14 protein-coding genes are annotated in these 15,226 nt (G+C 64.8%); 8 read left to right on the forward strand and 6 right to left on the reverse strand.

Annotated features, from left to right (window positions below; translation table 11 throughout):
- Nucleotides 1-2: 2 nt before the first annotated feature.
- Complete coding sequence (locus tag Q2M23_RS34925) at nucleotides 3-833, forward strand: ABC transporter permease (protein WP_016843116.1); 831 nt, start codon at nucleotides 3-5, stop codon at nucleotides 831-833.
- Nucleotides 830-2,455, forward strand: coding sequence for an ABC transporter ATP-binding protein (locus Q2M23_RS34930; protein WP_316398466.1), 1,626 nt, complete (start codon nucleotides 830-832; stop codon nucleotides 2,453-2,455). The genes Q2M23_RS34925 and Q2M23_RS34930 overlap by 4 nt, the downstream gene beginning before the upstream one ends.
- Before the next feature lie 16 nt (nucleotides 2,456-2,471).
- Here Q2M23_RS34930 and Q2M23_RS34935 read toward each other — a convergent pair whose 3' ends face one another.
- From Q2M23_RS34935 to Q2M23_RS34945, 3 genes are all read right to left on the reverse strand, one after another.
- Nucleotides 2,472-3,689: a fructose-1,6-bisphosphatase gene (locus Q2M23_RS34935; RefSeq protein WP_283805954.1), complete on the reverse strand. Its 1,218-nt coding sequence runs from the start codon at nucleotides 3,687-3,689 to the stop codon at nucleotides 2,472-2,474.
- A gap of 143 nt (nucleotides 3,690-3,832) precedes the next feature.
- A complete protein-coding gene (locus Q2M23_RS34940; protein WP_057015264.1) occupies nucleotides 3,833-5,020 on the reverse strand; it encodes a 6-phosphofructokinase in 1,188 nt (395 codons plus the stop codon).
- A gap of 213 nt (nucleotides 5,021-5,233) precedes the next feature.
- Nucleotides 5,234-6,601 carry an FAD-dependent oxidoreductase gene (locus tag Q2M23_RS34945; RefSeq protein ID WP_316398477.1) on the reverse strand — a complete coding sequence of 456 codons (1,368 nt, stop codon included), beginning with the start codon at nucleotides 6,599-6,601 and terminating at the stop codon, nucleotides 5,234-5,236.
- 77 nt (nucleotides 6,602-6,678) lie between these two features.
- Between Q2M23_RS34945 and Q2M23_RS34950 the strand changes: the two genes are divergently transcribed.
- From Q2M23_RS34950 to Q2M23_RS34965, 4 genes are all read left to right on the forward strand, one after another.
- The gene (locus tag Q2M23_RS34950; RefSeq protein ID WP_057015263.1) at nucleotides 6,679-7,533 is read left to right on the forward strand and encodes a VOC family protein; all 855 of its coding nucleotides are present in this window, start codon (nucleotides 6,679-6,681) and stop codon (nucleotides 7,531-7,533) included.
- 115 nt (nucleotides 7,534-7,648) lie between these two features.
- Nucleotides 7,649-8,971: an ABC transporter substrate-binding protein gene (locus tag Q2M23_RS34955; protein WP_092082514.1), complete on the forward strand. Its 1,323-nt coding sequence runs from the start codon at nucleotides 7,649-7,651 to the stop codon at nucleotides 8,969-8,971.
- Nucleotides 8,972-9,024: 53 nt separating this feature from the next.
- A complete protein-coding gene (locus tag Q2M23_RS34960; protein WP_057015282.1) occupies nucleotides 9,025-9,987 on the forward strand; it encodes a carbohydrate ABC transporter permease in 963 nt (320 codons plus the stop codon).
- On the forward strand, nucleotides 9,984-10,808 hold the full coding sequence (locus tag Q2M23_RS34965) for a carbohydrate ABC transporter permease (protein ID WP_038383999.1): 825 nt from the start codon (nucleotides 9,984-9,986) through the stop codon (nucleotides 10,806-10,808). The genes Q2M23_RS34960 and Q2M23_RS34965 overlap by 4 nt, the downstream gene beginning before the upstream one ends.
- Here the strand turns inward: Q2M23_RS34965 and Q2M23_RS34970 are convergent.
- Nucleotides 10,805-11,482 (reverse strand): cysteine hydrolase family protein, encoded by a 678-nt coding sequence (locus tag Q2M23_RS34970; RefSeq protein WP_076824447.1) that lies wholly within the window; start codon nucleotides 11,480-11,482, stop codon nucleotides 10,805-10,807. The two genes, Q2M23_RS34965 and Q2M23_RS34970, sit on opposite strands and share 4 nt — an antisense overlap.
- A gap of 224 nt (nucleotides 11,483-11,706) precedes the next feature.
- Here Q2M23_RS34970 and Q2M23_RS34975 point away from each other — a divergent pair, with 224 nt between their 5' ends.
- A complete protein-coding gene (locus Q2M23_RS34975; protein ID WP_316398467.1) occupies nucleotides 11,707-12,720 on the forward strand; it encodes a formamidase in 1,014 nt (337 codons plus the stop codon).
- A gap of 63 nt (nucleotides 12,721-12,783) precedes the next feature.
- Here Q2M23_RS34975 and Q2M23_RS34980 read toward each other — a convergent pair whose 3' ends face one another.
- Entirely contained in the window at nucleotides 12,784-13,854 is a 1,071-nt protein-coding gene (locus Q2M23_RS34980) for a YeiH family protein (protein ID WP_225643482.1), read from the reverse strand.
- An 86-nt stretch (nucleotides 13,855-13,940) separates the two neighbouring features.
- On the opposite strand from Q2M23_RS34980, the gene Q2M23_RS34985 reads away from it, so the two are divergent.
- On the forward strand, nucleotides 13,941-14,912 hold the full coding sequence (locus Q2M23_RS34985; protein WP_057015258.1) for a LysR family transcriptional regulator: 972 nt from the start codon (nucleotides 13,941-13,943) through the stop codon (nucleotides 14,910-14,912).
- Here the strand turns inward: Q2M23_RS34985 and Q2M23_RS34990 are convergent.
- A complete protein-coding gene (locus Q2M23_RS34990; RefSeq protein WP_038377517.1) occupies nucleotides 14,860-15,081 on the reverse strand; it encodes a hypothetical protein in 222 nt (73 codons plus the stop codon). The genes Q2M23_RS34985 and Q2M23_RS34990 overlap by 53 nt on opposite strands.
- Between the last annotated feature and the right edge of the window lie 145 nt (nucleotides 15,082-15,226).

Consider the following 15,226-nt stretch of genomic DNA (forward strand, 5'->3'; position numbering starts at 1 on the left):
CGATGGATGCCGTGAAGCGCTACTTCCGCAGCCCGGCCGCGGTGATCGGCCTGATCCTGCTGCTGCTTGTCATCGCGATGGCAATCAGCGCGGGTCTCCTCTATCCGCGCGATCCGCTCGCTTTGGCGGGCCGGCCGCTGATCTGGCCGTTCTCCAACCCGCGCTTCCTGCTTGGCACCGACAATTCCGGCCGCGACATCGCCGCCCAGATCTTCTACGGCGCGCGGATCTCGCTGCTGATCGGCGGCGTCGCCACCGTGATCGCGATCCTGATCGGCATCCTGGTCGGCGCCTTCGCCGGCTATTACGGCGGCTGGGTCGACAATGTCTTGATGCGGATCACCGAGGCATTCCAGACGCTGCCGAACTTCGTGCTGCTGCTGGTGCTGGTCGCGGTGTTCGGCTCGACCCTGACCACGGTGACGATTGCAGTTGGCGTGGTGTCGTGGCCGGCGCCGGCGCGGCTGACTCGCGCCGAGTTCCTGTCGCTGCGCAACCGCGAATTCGTGCAGGCCGGCAAGACGCTCGGCATGAAGGACGTCCAGCTCATCCTCGGCGAAATCCTGCCCAACGCGCTGCCGCCCGTCATCGTCTATGCCAGCGTGGTGATGGCGGTCGCGATCCTGCTGGAAAGCGCGCTCGCTTTCCTGCGTCTGTCCGATCCCAACGTCGCCTCCTGGGGCAATCTGATCGGGCTCGGCCGCGATGTGCTCCGGGTGCAGTGGTACGTCTCGGCGATCCCCGGCATTGCGATCCTCGTCACCGTGCTCGCGGTGTCGCTGGTCGGCCAGGGCCTCAACGATGCGCTCAATCCGAGGCTGAAGAGCCGATGAGCGACACGGTCCTTTCGCTCGACGCCCTGACGGTGCGCCTGCCCAAGGGCGCCGACCGGCCGCATGCGCTGTCCGACGTTTCGCTTTCAATTGCGTCGAACGAGATCCTCTGCGTGGTCGGCGAGTCCGGCTCCGGCAAATCGATGATGGCGAACGCCATCATGCGGCTGCTGCCGAACGAGGTGACGATCGAACGGGGCCGGATGATGTTCGACGGCCGCGACCTCTGCGCCGCCGATAGCGCCGAAATGCGCGATGTGCGCGGCGCCGGCATCGCGATGATCTTCCAGGAGCCGATGACCGCGCTCAATCCGCTGCGCACGATCGGCGACCAGATCGGCGAGATGTTTGCGATCCACACCGCTCTCTCGAAGGCCGAGATCAATGCTCGTGTGCTGGCGCTGCTCGAGGACGTCCGCATCCCCGACCCCAAGGCTGCCGCAAAAGCCTATCCGCACGAGCTCTCTGGCGGCCAGCGCCAGCGCGCGATGATCGCGATGGCCCTCGCGCTCGACCCCAAGCTCCTGATCGCGGACGAGCCGACCACCGCGCTCGACGTGACGACACAAGCACAGATCCTGAAGCTGATCCGCGATTTGCAGCAGCGAAAGAAGACCGCGGTGCTGTTCATCACCCATGATTTCGGCGTGGTCGCCGAGATCGCCGACCGCGTCGTGGTGATGCAGCATGGCGCGATCGTCGAGCACGGCACGGCCGACAAGGTGCTGAACGATCCGCAGCATGCCTACACGAAGCAGCTGATCGCAGCCGTTCCGCCGCTGAAGGCGCCGCCGCCGCGCATCCTTTCCGGCAAGGACATCCTGACCATCGACGGCGTCTCCAAGACCTACCGCACCGGCGGCTTCCTCGGCCGCGGCGCGCGGATCACGGAAGCCGTCAAGAACGTCTCGCTGCACCTGCCGCGCGGCGCGACGCTCGGCATCGTCGGCGAATCCGGTTCGGGCAAATCGACGCTCGCGCGCTGCATCGTGCGGCTGATCGATCCGGACACCGGGTCGATCGTGCTCGACGGCAAGGACTGGGCAAAGCTCGGCCGCGACGATATCAGGCGCGAGACCCGCCACATCCAGATGGTGTTCCAGGATCCGTTCGCCTCGCTCAATCCGCGCCGCAAGGCGGCCGAGCTGGTGGCGCAGGGACCGATCGTGCACGGCACCGACCGCGCCACCGCGATTGCGGAAGCGCGAAAGCTCTTCGAGCTGGTCGGGCTCGATCCCTCCGCCGGCGATCGCTACCCGCACGAATTCTCCGGCGGCCAGCGCCAGCGCATCGGGCTCGCCCGGGCACTCGCGTTGAAGCCGGATGTGCTGGTTGCCGACGAGCCGGTCTCGGCGCTCGACGTCTCGGTGCAGGCGCAGGTCTTGAAGCTGCTCGCCGGGCTGCGCCAGCAGCTTGGCCTCTCCATCATCTTCATCACCCACGATTTGCGCGTCGCCGCCCAGATCTGCGATCTCGTCGCCGTCATGAAGGACGGCGCCGTGGTCGAGCAAGGGCTGACCGCCGAGGTGTTCGGCAAGCCGCGGCATCCCTATACGCAGGCGCTGCTGTCAGCGATCCCCGGCGGCGCGTTTGCGCGCGAGCACGGCACCGCAACCGTGTAGCCGGGGACGCGCGGCCCTACTCCGCCGCTTGTGGCTTGGGCTCCTCGCGCAGCCGGAAGCGCTTCAGCAATCCGGATACCGTGTCGCGGAAGCCGCCATATTCCAGCTCTGAATAGGGCAGCATCGCAGCGCCGGACCAGCCCTGGCTGCGCATCTCGATCGCCTTGCGCTGCGCGCGCTGGCGAACCTCGTCCCAGGCAAGGTTGTCAAAGAAGTCGGTATAGGACTCCGAGAACTTCCCGTCCCGGTCGATCGAGAAGCCGACGCAGGACACGATCGGCAGGCAATACATCCCCGTCACCGGGGTGTTGAGCGGCACCGGCATGAGCGGCATCACATGCGAGCCGCGCGCATCGCCGCCCACGAAGTGCGCCTTGGTGAACGGCGAGATGATTTCTTCGGGCGCCGCGAAAATGCCCTGGTTCCTGACGACCGCGACCGGATCATCCTTGCCGGTGTACTTGCCTGCGATGGAGTGAAGGCGCTGCGCCGAAACGGCGACGGCGACCTCGCCATAGGTTTTCGAGACGATGCGATCAATGCCGAAGCGCTCGTTGTCGCGAAGCAGCGCCGCAATGTGGTAGCCGTCCGCGGGCGCATCGAGTTCGATCACGCTGTCGCCGGCCGTGTTGTCCATATCGATGATATGGAAACGGAAGCCCTTGATCATCGGGGGCAGCATCAGCCCGGCGCAATACATGGGATCGGCAAAAGCCAGATAGAGCGGCAGGTTGTAGGCACCGGGGCCGCACTTGTCTGCGGCGAACACCATGAAGGACTCCGCGGGTCTCGCGCCCGAGAGGCTGTGGTCGAAGCTGAGCTCGGCGACAGCCGGGCCCGCGCCGCGAACGTTTCCGGACGGGGCGTCGACGAGAAGATCCTGGCCGGCGCCGTAGAGCCCGGAGGTCTTCGCGACCGCAGTGGCCGCGAGAAACGTCTTCCAGGCGAATTGGTGGACTTCGGAGCTCCCTTCGCCCCGCGTGTGCGTCATGATGATCGCAATATCGTCGCCGGTATGGCGCACGAAACCGTCGATCAGGAGACCGTTTTCGATCGCTTTCGCGACCTCCCCTTCGACAGCCGCCATCATGCGCGCAGATGGTTTCGTGTGGCCCCCGACGGAGCCAATGTCAGCCTTGATGACCGAAATGGTGAGTTTCATGAGCATCCCTCCGACCGCAGCGCAGCGCCTTCGCCTCGGCGCTCGCTGCGCCGGGGGCGACGGCGCGCTCATTTGCAAAAAAGAACGTCGTGTGGTGCGACAGGTTCCCTGCGCATATTGCTTGCGGAACTATGGCCCATCCGTCACCGCGTGTCGATACGGGCTATCGACGCATCTGGAATAGCTCGCCCTGCCCGATGGGGTTACCACCCGCCCTATGAAGCGCGGTTGAGAAAGATCGGCAGGCCCCGCTTGTTGGAATAGAGAGGACGGTAGCGCTCGGTGTTGTACGCGCTTGCGACGTCCAATTTGCGTGGCCCGAGCTTGGCGTCGGGGATCGGCACGAGGTCGTAGCGGCCCTCGACCAGCGCCGACATGAGGCCGGTCTTGCCTTCCAGGATCGCATCGTAAGCCATGTTGCCGAACGTCAGCGCCACAAGCTTGTCGATGAAGTCCGGATCGCCTGACCGCAGGTCGTAGGTGAGGTCAGAGACGATGGTCTCCTCGCCGGTGCGCCGCTTGATCTCGTCCGCGAACGCTTCGGCCACGCTCGCCTTCCTGCGGTGACCGTAGGCGTCAGGCTCGCCGAATTCCTGCACCTTGTAGCCCTCCCACTCGGCGCCCTCGCTAAGCACGATCAGCGCGTAGTTGCTTGGGTTGCCGTGCTTGTCATCGAGGAGAAGCTGGATCAGCTTGTCGAGATTGACCTTGTACTCCGGTATGGCGCATCGGATCGAGGTTGCGTATGCGGTATAGAGTGCCGTAAAGCCGGCATCGCGACCAAAGACGCGGAAAATGCCGATTCGCTCGTGCGAGCCGACGGTGGTGCGCTGGCGCTGGATGGCATCGCTGGCACGGGTGATCGCGGTCGAGAAGCCGATGCAGTATTCGGTGTTGCGAACGTCGTTGTCCATCGTCTTCGGGATCGCAATGATCTTGACGCCTCGCCTGTTGAGCTTGTCCGCGTAGCTGAGCGTATCGTCGCCGCCGATGGCGATCAGATGCTCGATACCGAGCCCCGCGAGGTTCGCGAGCACCTCGTTGGTGAGGTCCCACGTCGTGGTTGCGATGCCACCCTTGGTGCTCTGGGAAGCCGGAAAGTCGCGGCCCGCGAGATGATCGGGCAACTTCTTCATTTTGGAGGGATTGGTGCGGCTCGAGTGCAGCACGGTGCCGCCGCGCCGGTCGATGACGCGCGTATTTTCGCGGTTCAGCGGGATGATGTAATGGGACTTGCTCGACGGGTCGTCGAGGTTCAGGTGCGTGAGGGCCTCCCAGCCTCGGCGGAGACCGACAACCTCGATGTCGTCCTCGCTGCCGCGATAGGTCACGCTCTTGATCACCGCGTTAAGGCCGGGGACGTCACCGCCTCCCGTGAGAATACCAATGCGCTTCCTCGCCATGCCCACCTCCCAGGGTTGCTATCTGGCAATAACGCCTGCGTCGCGTCGGGGTTTCCACAACGCTATCCGCCAACGGCGGAATCCTCGTGATCGCGGCACCCACCCGAACCTGCTTGGGCCCCAATCTTCCAGCGACGTCCCCTGACCAGTCTCCAACTCGGGCGGCTTGCCCCTCCATGCCTCTCGCGTGCATGGCGCGACGTTGCTCCGCGCCTACCGCGAACGGCGCGAGGCGAGGAAATACTCCGCCCATCGCAGCAACTCGAAACGATCGCCCTTGACCAACTCCTGTGCATCGCGGCGCCGGTAGAGCAGCAGCATCCAGGGCGCGAGCTTGCGGAGCACGCCGTGCGCCATGTACTGCACCGGCTCGGAGAACGGCAGCGCCAGCTCGCTTTCCGGCACGCCTTGGACCGCGCGCGCCAATTCGCGGCCGAGCGGGATCGTCAGCGCGACGGCACGGCCGTTGCAGCCGGTCCAGCCATAGGCGTTCGGGCCCAACCGGTGCATGCGCGGCAGGAAATCCGCCGTCATCCCGACATAGCCGTTCCAGACATAGTCGAACGAGACGTCGCCGATCTCCGGCCACAGGCGCTGCAACCGCTCGGTCACCCGCGCCTTCAGCCGCCCGGTCTTGTCGCCCGGACCGAGCACGGCGCCGCCGGTGACGAGGCGGTTGCGGGCGTCGTAGCGCGCGAAATACAGTTCGCCATGGGTATCCGACATCGCCTGCCGGCCGGCAATGATGGTCTTGCGCACATTGTCCGACAGCGGCTGCGTCGCCATCTGCCACGACAGCACCGGCATCACCTCGGTCGCGATCTCCGGCACCAGCGATTTCGCGAACTCGCCGCTGTAGGCATTGGTCGCGACCACCAGCGCGCGACCGGAGATTTCACCCTTTTCCGTCTTCACCACCCAGCGATCGCCGCGGCGCTCGAAACTGAGTGCAGGCGAGCGGGCATAGATTCGCGCACCGAGGCCGAGCACGGTCCGCGCAAGGCCGCGCGCCAGCGCCAGCGGATTGACGTGACCGCCGGTCCTGTTCCAGAAGCCGCCGTACCACGCATCCGAGCCGAGCATGTCCCGGGTCTGATCGCGCGACAGCAATTCGACCGGCGCACCGAATTTCGACCATTGCTGCACCCGCCGCTCGGCGATCTTGATGCGGCCCGGCGAGTGCACCGGCTGCACCCAGCCGGCCTGCTCCTGCTCGGCCTCGATGTTGTAGCGTTTGACGACGTCGAACAGATCAGCGGCGCTGTCGCGCAGCATCGCGACGAAGCGCTCGCCGGCCGCACCGTGCCTCGCGATGATGTCGTCCGGATCGGGACGCGACAGTGTCGGGATCACCTGGCCGTTGTTGCGCCCCGAGGCGCCCCAACCCGGTTCAGCGGCCTCGACGATCGCGACGTCGACATTGGCCTCGCGCAGATGCAGTGCGGTCGATAGACCCGTGAAGCCGCCGCCGATGATGACGACGTCGGCCTGCTGCGCGCCAGTCAGTTCGGGACAATCGGGGCCGGAGGGCGTCACTGCTGCCCAGAGCGAATTGGGCCAGCGCACGGCATTGCTGTTCATCATGATCCTTTCTTGCGGGCGCCCGGTCATTCTGGTTAGCTAATTCTACTCTCCTATTCCAGCCGGGAAGACAACAAGTGGCACTCAAGAACGTCATCGGAATCGATCACGCCGTGGTCATGGTGAAGGACCTCGACAAGGCGGCCGAGAACTACAAGCGGCTCGGCTTCACCGTGTCGCCGCGCGGCACCCATAGCGCGCATATGGGATCGGGCAATTACACCATCATGTTCGACCCCGATTATATGGAATTGCTCGGCGTGCTGACCCCGACCGAACACAACGCTCCGGCGCGCGCCTTCCTCGAGAAGCGCGGCGAAGGCATCGAACGCATCGCGTTCACCGCGGTGGATTCCGCTGCTGGCGCCGAGGAGATTCGCGCGCGCGGCTATGCGCCGATCGGGCCGACCGATTTCGAACGCCCGGTGACCTTGCCGAACGGCACGATCTCCGCGGCGAAATTCCGCACCTTCCAGTGGCCGACCGCGGAGGCGCCCGGCGGCGTCCGCATCTTCGCCTGCCAGCACAAGACCCGCGAGACGGTGTGGATTCCCGAATTGATGACGCACGCCAATGGGGCAAAACGCCTCAAGCAGGTGCTGATCGTCTCGCCCGATCCCGCAGCCGATGCCGCGCATCTCTCCAGGATGATCGACGTCGCCGTCAGGAACGACGCCGACGGTGCGGTTGCGGTGCCGTCCGGCGGCAACCGCGCCGACTTCGTGTTCCTGACCAGGGATCAGCTCGGCAAACGTTATCCCGGCGTATCGCTGGATGGCCTGCCCGACCGCGGCGGCGCCGGCCTCGTGATCGCGGCCGACCTTGCCGCGACCGAGAAAGCGCTGGGCTCAGCCGGCGTGAAGAGCGGCAATAGCATCACCGTGCCGCCGGCTTCCGGCAACGGCACCCTGCTCGCTTTCGTCAAGGCATAGCTGCCATACCATGCGCGGCGCAGCGTTATGCAACGGCGCCGCGCATGTGGGACTAGGCACAGAAAGTTGAGGCGCTAGTATCTCTCCCAAACAAGAACCGTCCAGGGAGAGAAACATGTCGCATCACCTGATCTCGCGCCGGCAGATGCTGGCCGGCACCGCGGCCGCCGGCGCGGTTGGACTGACCGGATTTCCGGCCCGCGCCGACGTCAACTGGAAGAAATATTCCGGCACCACGCTCGAGGTGATTCTCGCCAAGGGGCCGCGCGGCGACAATCTGCAAAAATACATCAAGGAATTTACCGAGCTCACCGGCATCAAGGTCGAGTCGGAGCAGATCCCCGAGCAGCAGCAGCGCCAGAAATGCGTGATCGAGCTGTCCTCGGGCAAGCCGAGCTTCGACGTCGTGCACCTCAGCTATCACGTGCAGAAGCGGCAGTTCGAGAAGGCCGGCTGGCTCGCCGACATGTCGGGCTTTCTGAAGGATCCGAGCATGACGCCGCCGGACCTCGTCGAGAGCGATTTCTCGGCGGCCGGGCTGCAATATGCCCGCAACGACAAGGGCCAGATGCTGTCGCTGCCATGGTCGGTCGACTATTTCATCCTCTACTACAACAAGGAGCTGTTCCAGAAGAAGGGCGTCGAGGTCCCGAAGACGCTCGAGGAGATGGCAATCGCGGCCGAGAAGCTGACCGATCCGAAGGAAGGCATCTACGGCTTCGTCGGCCGCGGCCTGCGCAACGCCAACATGGCGATGTGGACCAACTTCTATCTGAACTATGGCGGCGAATTCCTCGATGCCAAGGGCAACATCCTGACCGACGGCCCCGAGGCGATCGAGGCCACCAAGCTCTATCAACGCCTGCTGACGAAATGCGCGCCTCCCGGCGTCGCCGGCTTCAACTGGATGGAGTCGATGGCGTCCTTCACGCAGGGCAGGTCCGCGATGTGGATCGACGCCGACGGCTGGGCGCCGCCGCTGGAAGATCCCGCCGCCTCGCGCGTCGTCGGCAAGGTCGGCTACACGCTGGTACCCGCCGGTCCCAAGGGCAAGTTCTCCTCGACCTATGGCGACGGCGTCGGCATCGCCGCGGCGAGCAAGAACAAGGAAGCCGCCTATCTGCTCTGCCAATGGGTGGTCTCGCGCGGACAGGGCGCGCGCCTGCTGCAGGCCGGCGGCGGCGTGCCGTTCCGCAACTCCATCGTCGACGATGCCGAAGTCGCCAAGGGCGTGAAGACCAAGGAATGGCTGCAGTCGGTGGTTGACTCCGCCAAGATCTCCAAGCTCGGCCTGCCCGTCATCATCCCGGTCGCCGAATTCCGCGACATCGTCGGCGCCGCGCTGACCGCGACGCTGTCGGGCGCCGATCCGGCCACCGAGCTGAAAAAGGCGCACGAGCAATTCCGCCCCATCCTGGAGCGTAGCGAAAAAGCGTGAGCGTGGTGACACAGACTGAGCCGGCGGCGGCCGGCAAAGCGTTTTCAAGCGAAGTGGGTACCGGTTCGCGTGAAGAAAACGCGTCAAAGCAAGAGTCCAGAGCCGCAGGCTCTGGAGACGCCGCCCCGGCGCGTGAATGGCGTCCGCCGTCGTACTGGCCGTTCGTGATCCCGGCGCTGGTCGTGGTGCTGGCGGTGATCATCTTTCCGTGGGTCTTCACGATCTGGATGAGCCTGCAGGAATGGAAGGTCGGCTCGCCGACCGTGTTCGTGGGGCTCGCGAACTATCTGCGGCTGCCGACCGATCCGCGCTTCGTCGAGGCGGTCGGGCACACGCTGTCCTATACAGCGCTGTCAGTGCTGTTGCCGCTGGTGTTCGGCACGCTGGCGGCGGTGGTATTCCATCAGAAATTCGCCGCGCGCGGTTTCCTGCGCGGCATCTTCATCATGCCGATGATGGCCACGCCGGTGGCGATCGCGCTGGTGTGGACCATGATGTTCCACCCGCAGCTTGGCGTCTTGAACTATCTGCTGTCGCTGGTCGGGCTGCCGCCGCAGCTCTGGGTGTTCAACCCGGCGACGGTGATCCCCTCGCTGGTGCTGGTCGAGACCTGGCAATGGACGCCGCTGGTGATGCTGATCGTGCTCGGCGGCCTCGCCGCGATCCCGACCGAACCCTACGAGAGCGCGCAGATCGATGGTGCCAATTTCTGGCAGGTGTTCCGCTTCATCACGCTGCCCTTGATCATGCCGTTCCTGTTCATCGCCGGCATGATCCGCATGATCGACGCGGTGAAAAGCTTCGACATCATCTTCGCGATCACGCAAGGAGGGCCGGGCTCGGCGTCGGAGACCATCAACGTCTATCTCTACAGCGTCGCCTTCGTCTATTACGACCTCGGCTACGGCTCGGCGATCGCGGTGGTGTTCTTCCTCCTGATCGTGGCGCTGGCGGCACTGCTGCTTTACTTGCGCAAGCGCCTGCTGTGGACATCTGAACTCGGGGGCGAGGCATGAACCCGCGCCAGATTCTCGGGCGGATCGGGCTTTGGCTGTCGGTGTTCGTCATCGTCTCGCCGGCGATCCTGTTCTTCCTCTGGATGGCCTCGCTGTCGCTCAAATTCGAGATCGACAACGCCTCCTACCCGCCGGTGTTCTTTCCGGAGCATATCGCCTGGAAGAACTATGCCGACGTGTTCGCCTCCAACCGGTTCCTGACCTATTTCAGCAACAGCCTTGTGGTCACCGGCTGCGCCACGGGCCTTGCGATGCTGGTCGGTGTGCCCGCGGGCTACGGGATCGCGCGGATGGCCGCGCATAAATCGGCGATCGTGATCCTGATCGCGCGCATCACGCCCGGCCTGTCGTATCTGATCCCGCTGTTCCTGCTGTTCCAGTGGCTCGGCCTGCTCGGCACGCTGGTGCCGCAGATCATCATCCATCTCGTGGTCACGGTGCCGATCGTGATCTGGATCATGATCGGCTATTTCGAGACCACGCCGCTGGAGCTGGAGGAAGCTGCGCTGATCGACGGCGCCACCCGCTGGCAGGTGTTCCGCCATGTCGCGCTGCCGATCGCAAAGCCCGGCCTTGCGGTTGCCTTCATCCTCGCGGTGATCTTCTCCTGGAATAATTTCGTGTTCGGCATCGTGCTGGCCGGGCGTGAGACCCGCACGCTGCCGGTCGCGGTCTACAACATGATCTCGTTCGACCAGCTGAGCTGGGGCCCGCTCGCCGCCGCCGCCTTGATCGTGACGGCGCCGGTGCTGCTGCTCACCGTGATGGCGCAGCGGCAGATCGTGGCGGGACTGACGGCGGGTGCGGTGAAAGGCGGCTAGTCCCCGAGCGCCTCCAGCACGGCAGCTGAATCGGTGACCCAACCAAAGATGCCGCCCTGGGCCTTGATCATCTTCAGACCCATCTCGTGGAATTCCGGGAAGTAGGACGCGCAGCCGTCGGAGATCACGACGCAGCGGTAGCCGCGATCGTTGGCCTCGCGCACCGTGGTGTTGACGCAGACCTCGGTGGTGACGCCGCAGACCAAGAGATTCTCGATGCCGTATTTCTGCAGGATGTCGCCGAATTCGGTGGCGTAGAACGCGCCCTTGCCGGGCTTGTCGATCACGATCTCGCTGTCGAGGGGATAGAGCTCGGGAATGATGTCGTGCCCCGCCTCGCCGCGGATCAGAATCCGTCCCATCGGTCCGGGATCGCCGATCCGAAGCGACGGCGCGCCGCGCTCGACCTTCGCCGGCGGCGCGTCGGAGAGATCGGGCAGATGGCCCTCGCGGGTGTGGACCACGAGCAGCCCGGCGTCGCGCACCGCCGCGAGCACCGCGGCGATCGGCTGCACCGCGCGGGCAAGCCGGCTGACGTCATTGCCGAGCGTCTCGCCGAAGCCCCCTCGCTCCATGAAATCGCGCTGCATGTCGATGATGACGAGCGCGGTCCTGCTCCAGTCGAGCGTGATCGGCGCCGGCTCCGCCGCGATTGTCCCGCTTGAATTCGCCATGACGCACGCCCCGAATGCGAGAAAACCCGCATTGATTAAGCAAACCGCGTGCCATTGCGCAATGATGCGGCGCATCGCGGCGATCCCGATCAGCATGCGACCGTACGCTGCATTTGCGCATTCTGCGATCTTGCTGGCATGATCGTTGCTAGCTGGGAGCCCGACCGAACGAAGATCATCGTTCGCGAAATGACAGCCCATTTCAAACAGGCGGGAGGACAGGCATGAATGGACTTGGCGGTCTCAACAAATCACCGAACGGCGTCGTGATCGGACTGGTGCAGCTGCAGTTGCCTGTGGTTGCGACAAGGTCCGACCTGGCACGGCAGACGGAGCGCATCGTATGGATGGTCGGCAAGGCGCGGCGCAACCTCGGAACCATGGACCTCGTCGTGTTCCCCGAATACTCGCTGCACGGCCTCTCGATGGATACCAATCCGGAGATCATGTGCCGGCTCGACGGGCCTGAAGTCGCGGCTTTCAAGCGGGCCTGCATCGAGAACAATATCTGGGGCTGCTTCTCCATCATGGAGTTCAACCCGCATGGTAACCCCTATAATTCAGGGCTGATCATCGACGATCACGGCGATATCAAGCTGTACTACCGCAAATTCCACCCCTGGATTCCGGTCGAGCCGTGGGAGCCCGGCAACATCGGCATTCCCGTGATCGATGGACCGAAAGGCGCGAAGATCGCGCTGATCATCTGCCATGACGGCATGTTCCCGGAAATGGCCCGCGAATGCGCCTACAAGGGCGCGGAGATCATGATCCGCACCGCAGGCTACACCGCGCCGATCCGCGACAGCTGGCGCTTCACCAACCAGGCCAACGCGTTCCAGAACCTGATGGTGACGGCCAATGTCTGCATGTGCGGCTCGGACGGGTCGTTCGACTCGATGGGCGAAGGCATGATCGTCAATTTCGACGGCAGCATCATCGCGCACGGGACCACGGGGCGGGCCGACGAGATCATCACCGCCGAGGTGCGGCCCGACCTCGTGCGCGAGGCGCGGATCAACTGGGGCGTCGAGAACAACATCTATCAGCTCTGGCACCGCGGCTATGTCGCGGTGAAGGGCGGTGCGATGGATTGCCCCTACACGTTCATGCAGGACATGGTGTCCGGCCGCTTCCGCCTGCCTTGGGAAGATCAGGTCAAGATCACCGACGGCACGTCCTGCGGCTTTCCCGCACCGACACGGATGTTCGGCAAGACCGCGAAGGCCGCCGAGTAGCCGGCCCTTTGATGTGAGCATGATCTCTTCGGAAAACCGCTCCACACTTTTCCGGATCATGCTCTACTTGAAGAAGTGCACGAGGCCGATGCTCAAGCCCAGCAGCAGCATCAACGACAGCGTGACGGCGGCCGTCACCCGGCCGCCGACGGTCGAGAGCACCCGCACATCGACACCGAGCCCGAGCGCTGCCATTGAGACGACGGTGAGGATCGCCGCCGTCTTGGTCACCGGCGCGATCGCGATGTCGGGCACGAGCTGGAATGAGCGCAGCGCGGCCAGCGCCAGGAAGCCGATGATGAACCAGGGCACCAGCTTGAACGGGCTGATCGAGGCGGCCTTCGAGGTGCCCTCCCTGGCGGCGCCGGCCTTGCGCCGCCGCGCCACCAGCAGCGAGAGGCCGATCACGATCGGGCCCAGCATCAACACCCGCACCAGCTTGACCAGCGTGCCGATCTGGGTCGAGACGATGCCCGCCGGCACGGTCGCTGCCAGCACCTGCGGCACGGCATAGACGGTGAGGCCGGCGAGGATGCCGTATTGCGTCGCCGTCAGCTTCAGCAGCGGAATCAAGAGCGGCAGGCCGAGCACCATCAGCACGCCGAGAATGGCGGTGAACGAGATCGACGAGGCGATGTCGTCGCCATCGGCCTCGATCACCGGCGCCACCGCCGCGATCGCCGAGTTGCCGCAGATCGAATTGCCGCAGGCGATCAGGATCGCGAGCTTGGTCTTGAGCCCGAGCATCCGGCTGAGGCCATAGCTCACCGCCAGCATGATCGCGACGGTCACGGCGATGGCGCCGATCAGCAGCCCGCCCGACGCCACGATCGCGGCAAAGCTGATGGAGGCGCCGAGCAGCATCACCGCGACCTCGAGCAGCTGCTTGGCGCTGAAGGCAATGCCCGAGCGCCAGCGCGCCGACGGCTCCCAGGCGGTGCGCACCGCCATGCCGAGCAGGATCGCGACGACGAGGGCCTCGATATAGGGATGGTCGAAAACGCGCTCCTCGGCGGCCTGGATGCCGAGCGAGATGACCGTGACGACCCCGCAGAGCAGAATCCCCGGAATGAGCTGGAATATGCGCCGCAGCGCTCCCTGCTTCTGCCCCTGGTCTTGTTCTTGTTCCGGCACAAAATCCTCTTTTCGGAGAAGATTTTATGCGCCATGGCACCCCTCTTGGCTAATATATTTTCGGACTGCCCCGATAGAGAGAAGTTATGTCCCTCAACCTGCATCTGCTCCGCCTGTTCGCGGCCGTGGCGAGGACCGGAAGTTTCTCCCGCGCCGCCGACCTCCTGCACATCAGCCAGCCGGCGATCTCCAAGGGCGTGCGGGATTTCGAGCTGCAGGTCGGCTGCCGGCTGCTCGACCGCACGCCGAAGGGGGTGCGGCCGACCCGGGAGGGCGCGGCGCTGGCGCGGCATGCCGAGACGCTGTTCGCGGCCGAACGCGCCGCCGAGGACGAATTGCAGGCGCTGCGCAACCTCGACAGCGGTTCGCTGCGGATCGGTGCCAGCACCACGATCGCGACCTACATGATCCCGGAATATCTCGGCGTGTTCCACCGCGCCTTTCCCGGCATCGATCTGCATGTCGTCAGCGCCAACACCAGCGACATCGCCGCGCTGATGCTGGGACACGAGATCGAGATCGCGCTGGTCGAGGGACCGGTCGAGGACGAGAATTTGGTCAGCGAAGCCTGGCGTACCGACGTGATGGCGCTGATTGCGGGTCCGGATCATCGCTTCGCAGCGGTCCAGGGGCCGATCGACATCCGGTCGCTGAACGACGAGATCCTGATCGTGCGGGAACCCGGCTCAGGCACGCGCGAGGTGGTCGCGCAGGCGCTGGCGGCCCACCACGTCGAGCCGCAGCGGACGCTCGAGATCGGCAGCACCGAGGCGATCAAGCAGGCGGTGGCATCAGGCGTCGGCGTCGCCATCGTGTCGATCGCAACGATCGACGATCAAGTGAAGCTCGGAAAGCTGAAGGTGATCCCGATCAAGGGCATCCATATCGAGCGCACGCTCTGGCAACTGAAATCGCCCGGCCGGCTCGAGGTGCCAGCGGCGGTCGCGTTCGAGGGGATCATTCGGGAGGCGCAAAGGGCCAGGACGGCGCCGCGCGGACCTGCGGCTAGAGCGCGGCGAACAGACCCTGCGCCCAGGCAACGGCATGCTCGAAGCTGAACACGCCGGGCTCGAAATAGACGGCCCGTGCCAGCACGATGCCGACCACCAGCACCCAGAACACGCTGGTGCCTGCGGTCTTCAGCCATTTCGACACGCCCTCGCTCGCGATCGAAGGATCGACCGCGGGGACCGGCTCGCCGAAGGGATCGAATGCGGATTGGCTCATCGTCGTAATCATCAGGAATACCCTGAGAATGTCGCGACGACGGGGGCAGAAGCAAGGGTAGTGGAATGCCTTTTGCGGCGGTTACTTGGAAGGACGTTTTCCGGTCCGAAAGCCGGGAAGCATTTCCTTCTCGTCGCCCCCTGTA

Source organism: Bradyrhizobium sp. 33ap4, from assembly GCF_032654765.1.
In the GTDB taxonomy this organism is placed as follows: domain Bacteria; phylum Pseudomonadota; class Alphaproteobacteria; order Rhizobiales; family Xanthobacteraceae; genus Bradyrhizobium; species Bradyrhizobium australafricanum.

What these genes read in the sequence shown, in the direction of transcription:
- Q2M23_RS34925 (WP_016843116.1), top strand. Translation starts at nt 3, where the DNA reads ATGGATGCCGTGAAGCGCTACTTCCGCAGCCCGGCCGCGGTGATCGGC.
- Q2M23_RS34930 (WP_316398466.1), top strand. Translation starts at nt 830, where the DNA reads ATGAGCGACACGGTCCTTTCGCTCGACGCCCTGACGGTGCGCCTGCCC.
- Q2M23_RS34935 (WP_283805954.1), bottom strand. Translation starts at nt 3,689, where the DNA reads ATGAGCGCGCCGTCGCCCCCGGCGCAGCGAGCGCCGAGGCGAAGGCGC.
- Q2M23_RS34940 (WP_057015264.1), bottom strand. Translation starts at nt 5,020, where the DNA reads ATGGCGAGGAAGCGCATTGGTATTCTCACGGGAGGCGGTGACGTCCCC.
- Q2M23_RS34945 (WP_316398477.1), bottom strand. Translation starts at nt 6,601, where the DNA reads ATGAACAGCAATGCCGTGCGCTGGCCCAATTCGCTCTGGGCAGCAGTG.
- Q2M23_RS34955 (WP_092082514.1), top strand. Translation starts at nt 7,649, where the DNA reads ATGTCGCATCACCTGATCTCGCGCCGGCAGATGCTGGCCGGCACCGCG.
- Q2M23_RS34965 (WP_038383999.1), top strand. Translation starts at nt 9,984, where the DNA reads ATGAACCCGCGCCAGATTCTCGGGCGGATCGGGCTTTGGCTGTCGGTG.
- Q2M23_RS34970 (WP_076824447.1), bottom strand. Translation starts at nt 11,482, where the DNA reads ATGGCGAATTCAAGCGGGACAATCGCGGCGGAGCCGGCGCCGATCACG.
- Q2M23_RS34975 (WP_316398467.1), top strand. Translation starts at nt 11,707, where the DNA reads ATGAATGGACTTGGCGGTCTCAACAAATCACCGAACGGCGTCGTGATC.
- Q2M23_RS34985 (WP_057015258.1), top strand. Translation starts at nt 13,941, where the DNA reads ATGTCCCTCAACCTGCATCTGCTCCGCCTGTTCGCGGCCGTGGCGAGG.
- Q2M23_RS34990 (WP_038377517.1), bottom strand. Translation starts at nt 15,081, where the DNA reads ATGAGCCAATCCGCATTCGATCCCTTCGGCGAGCCGGTCCCCGCGGTC.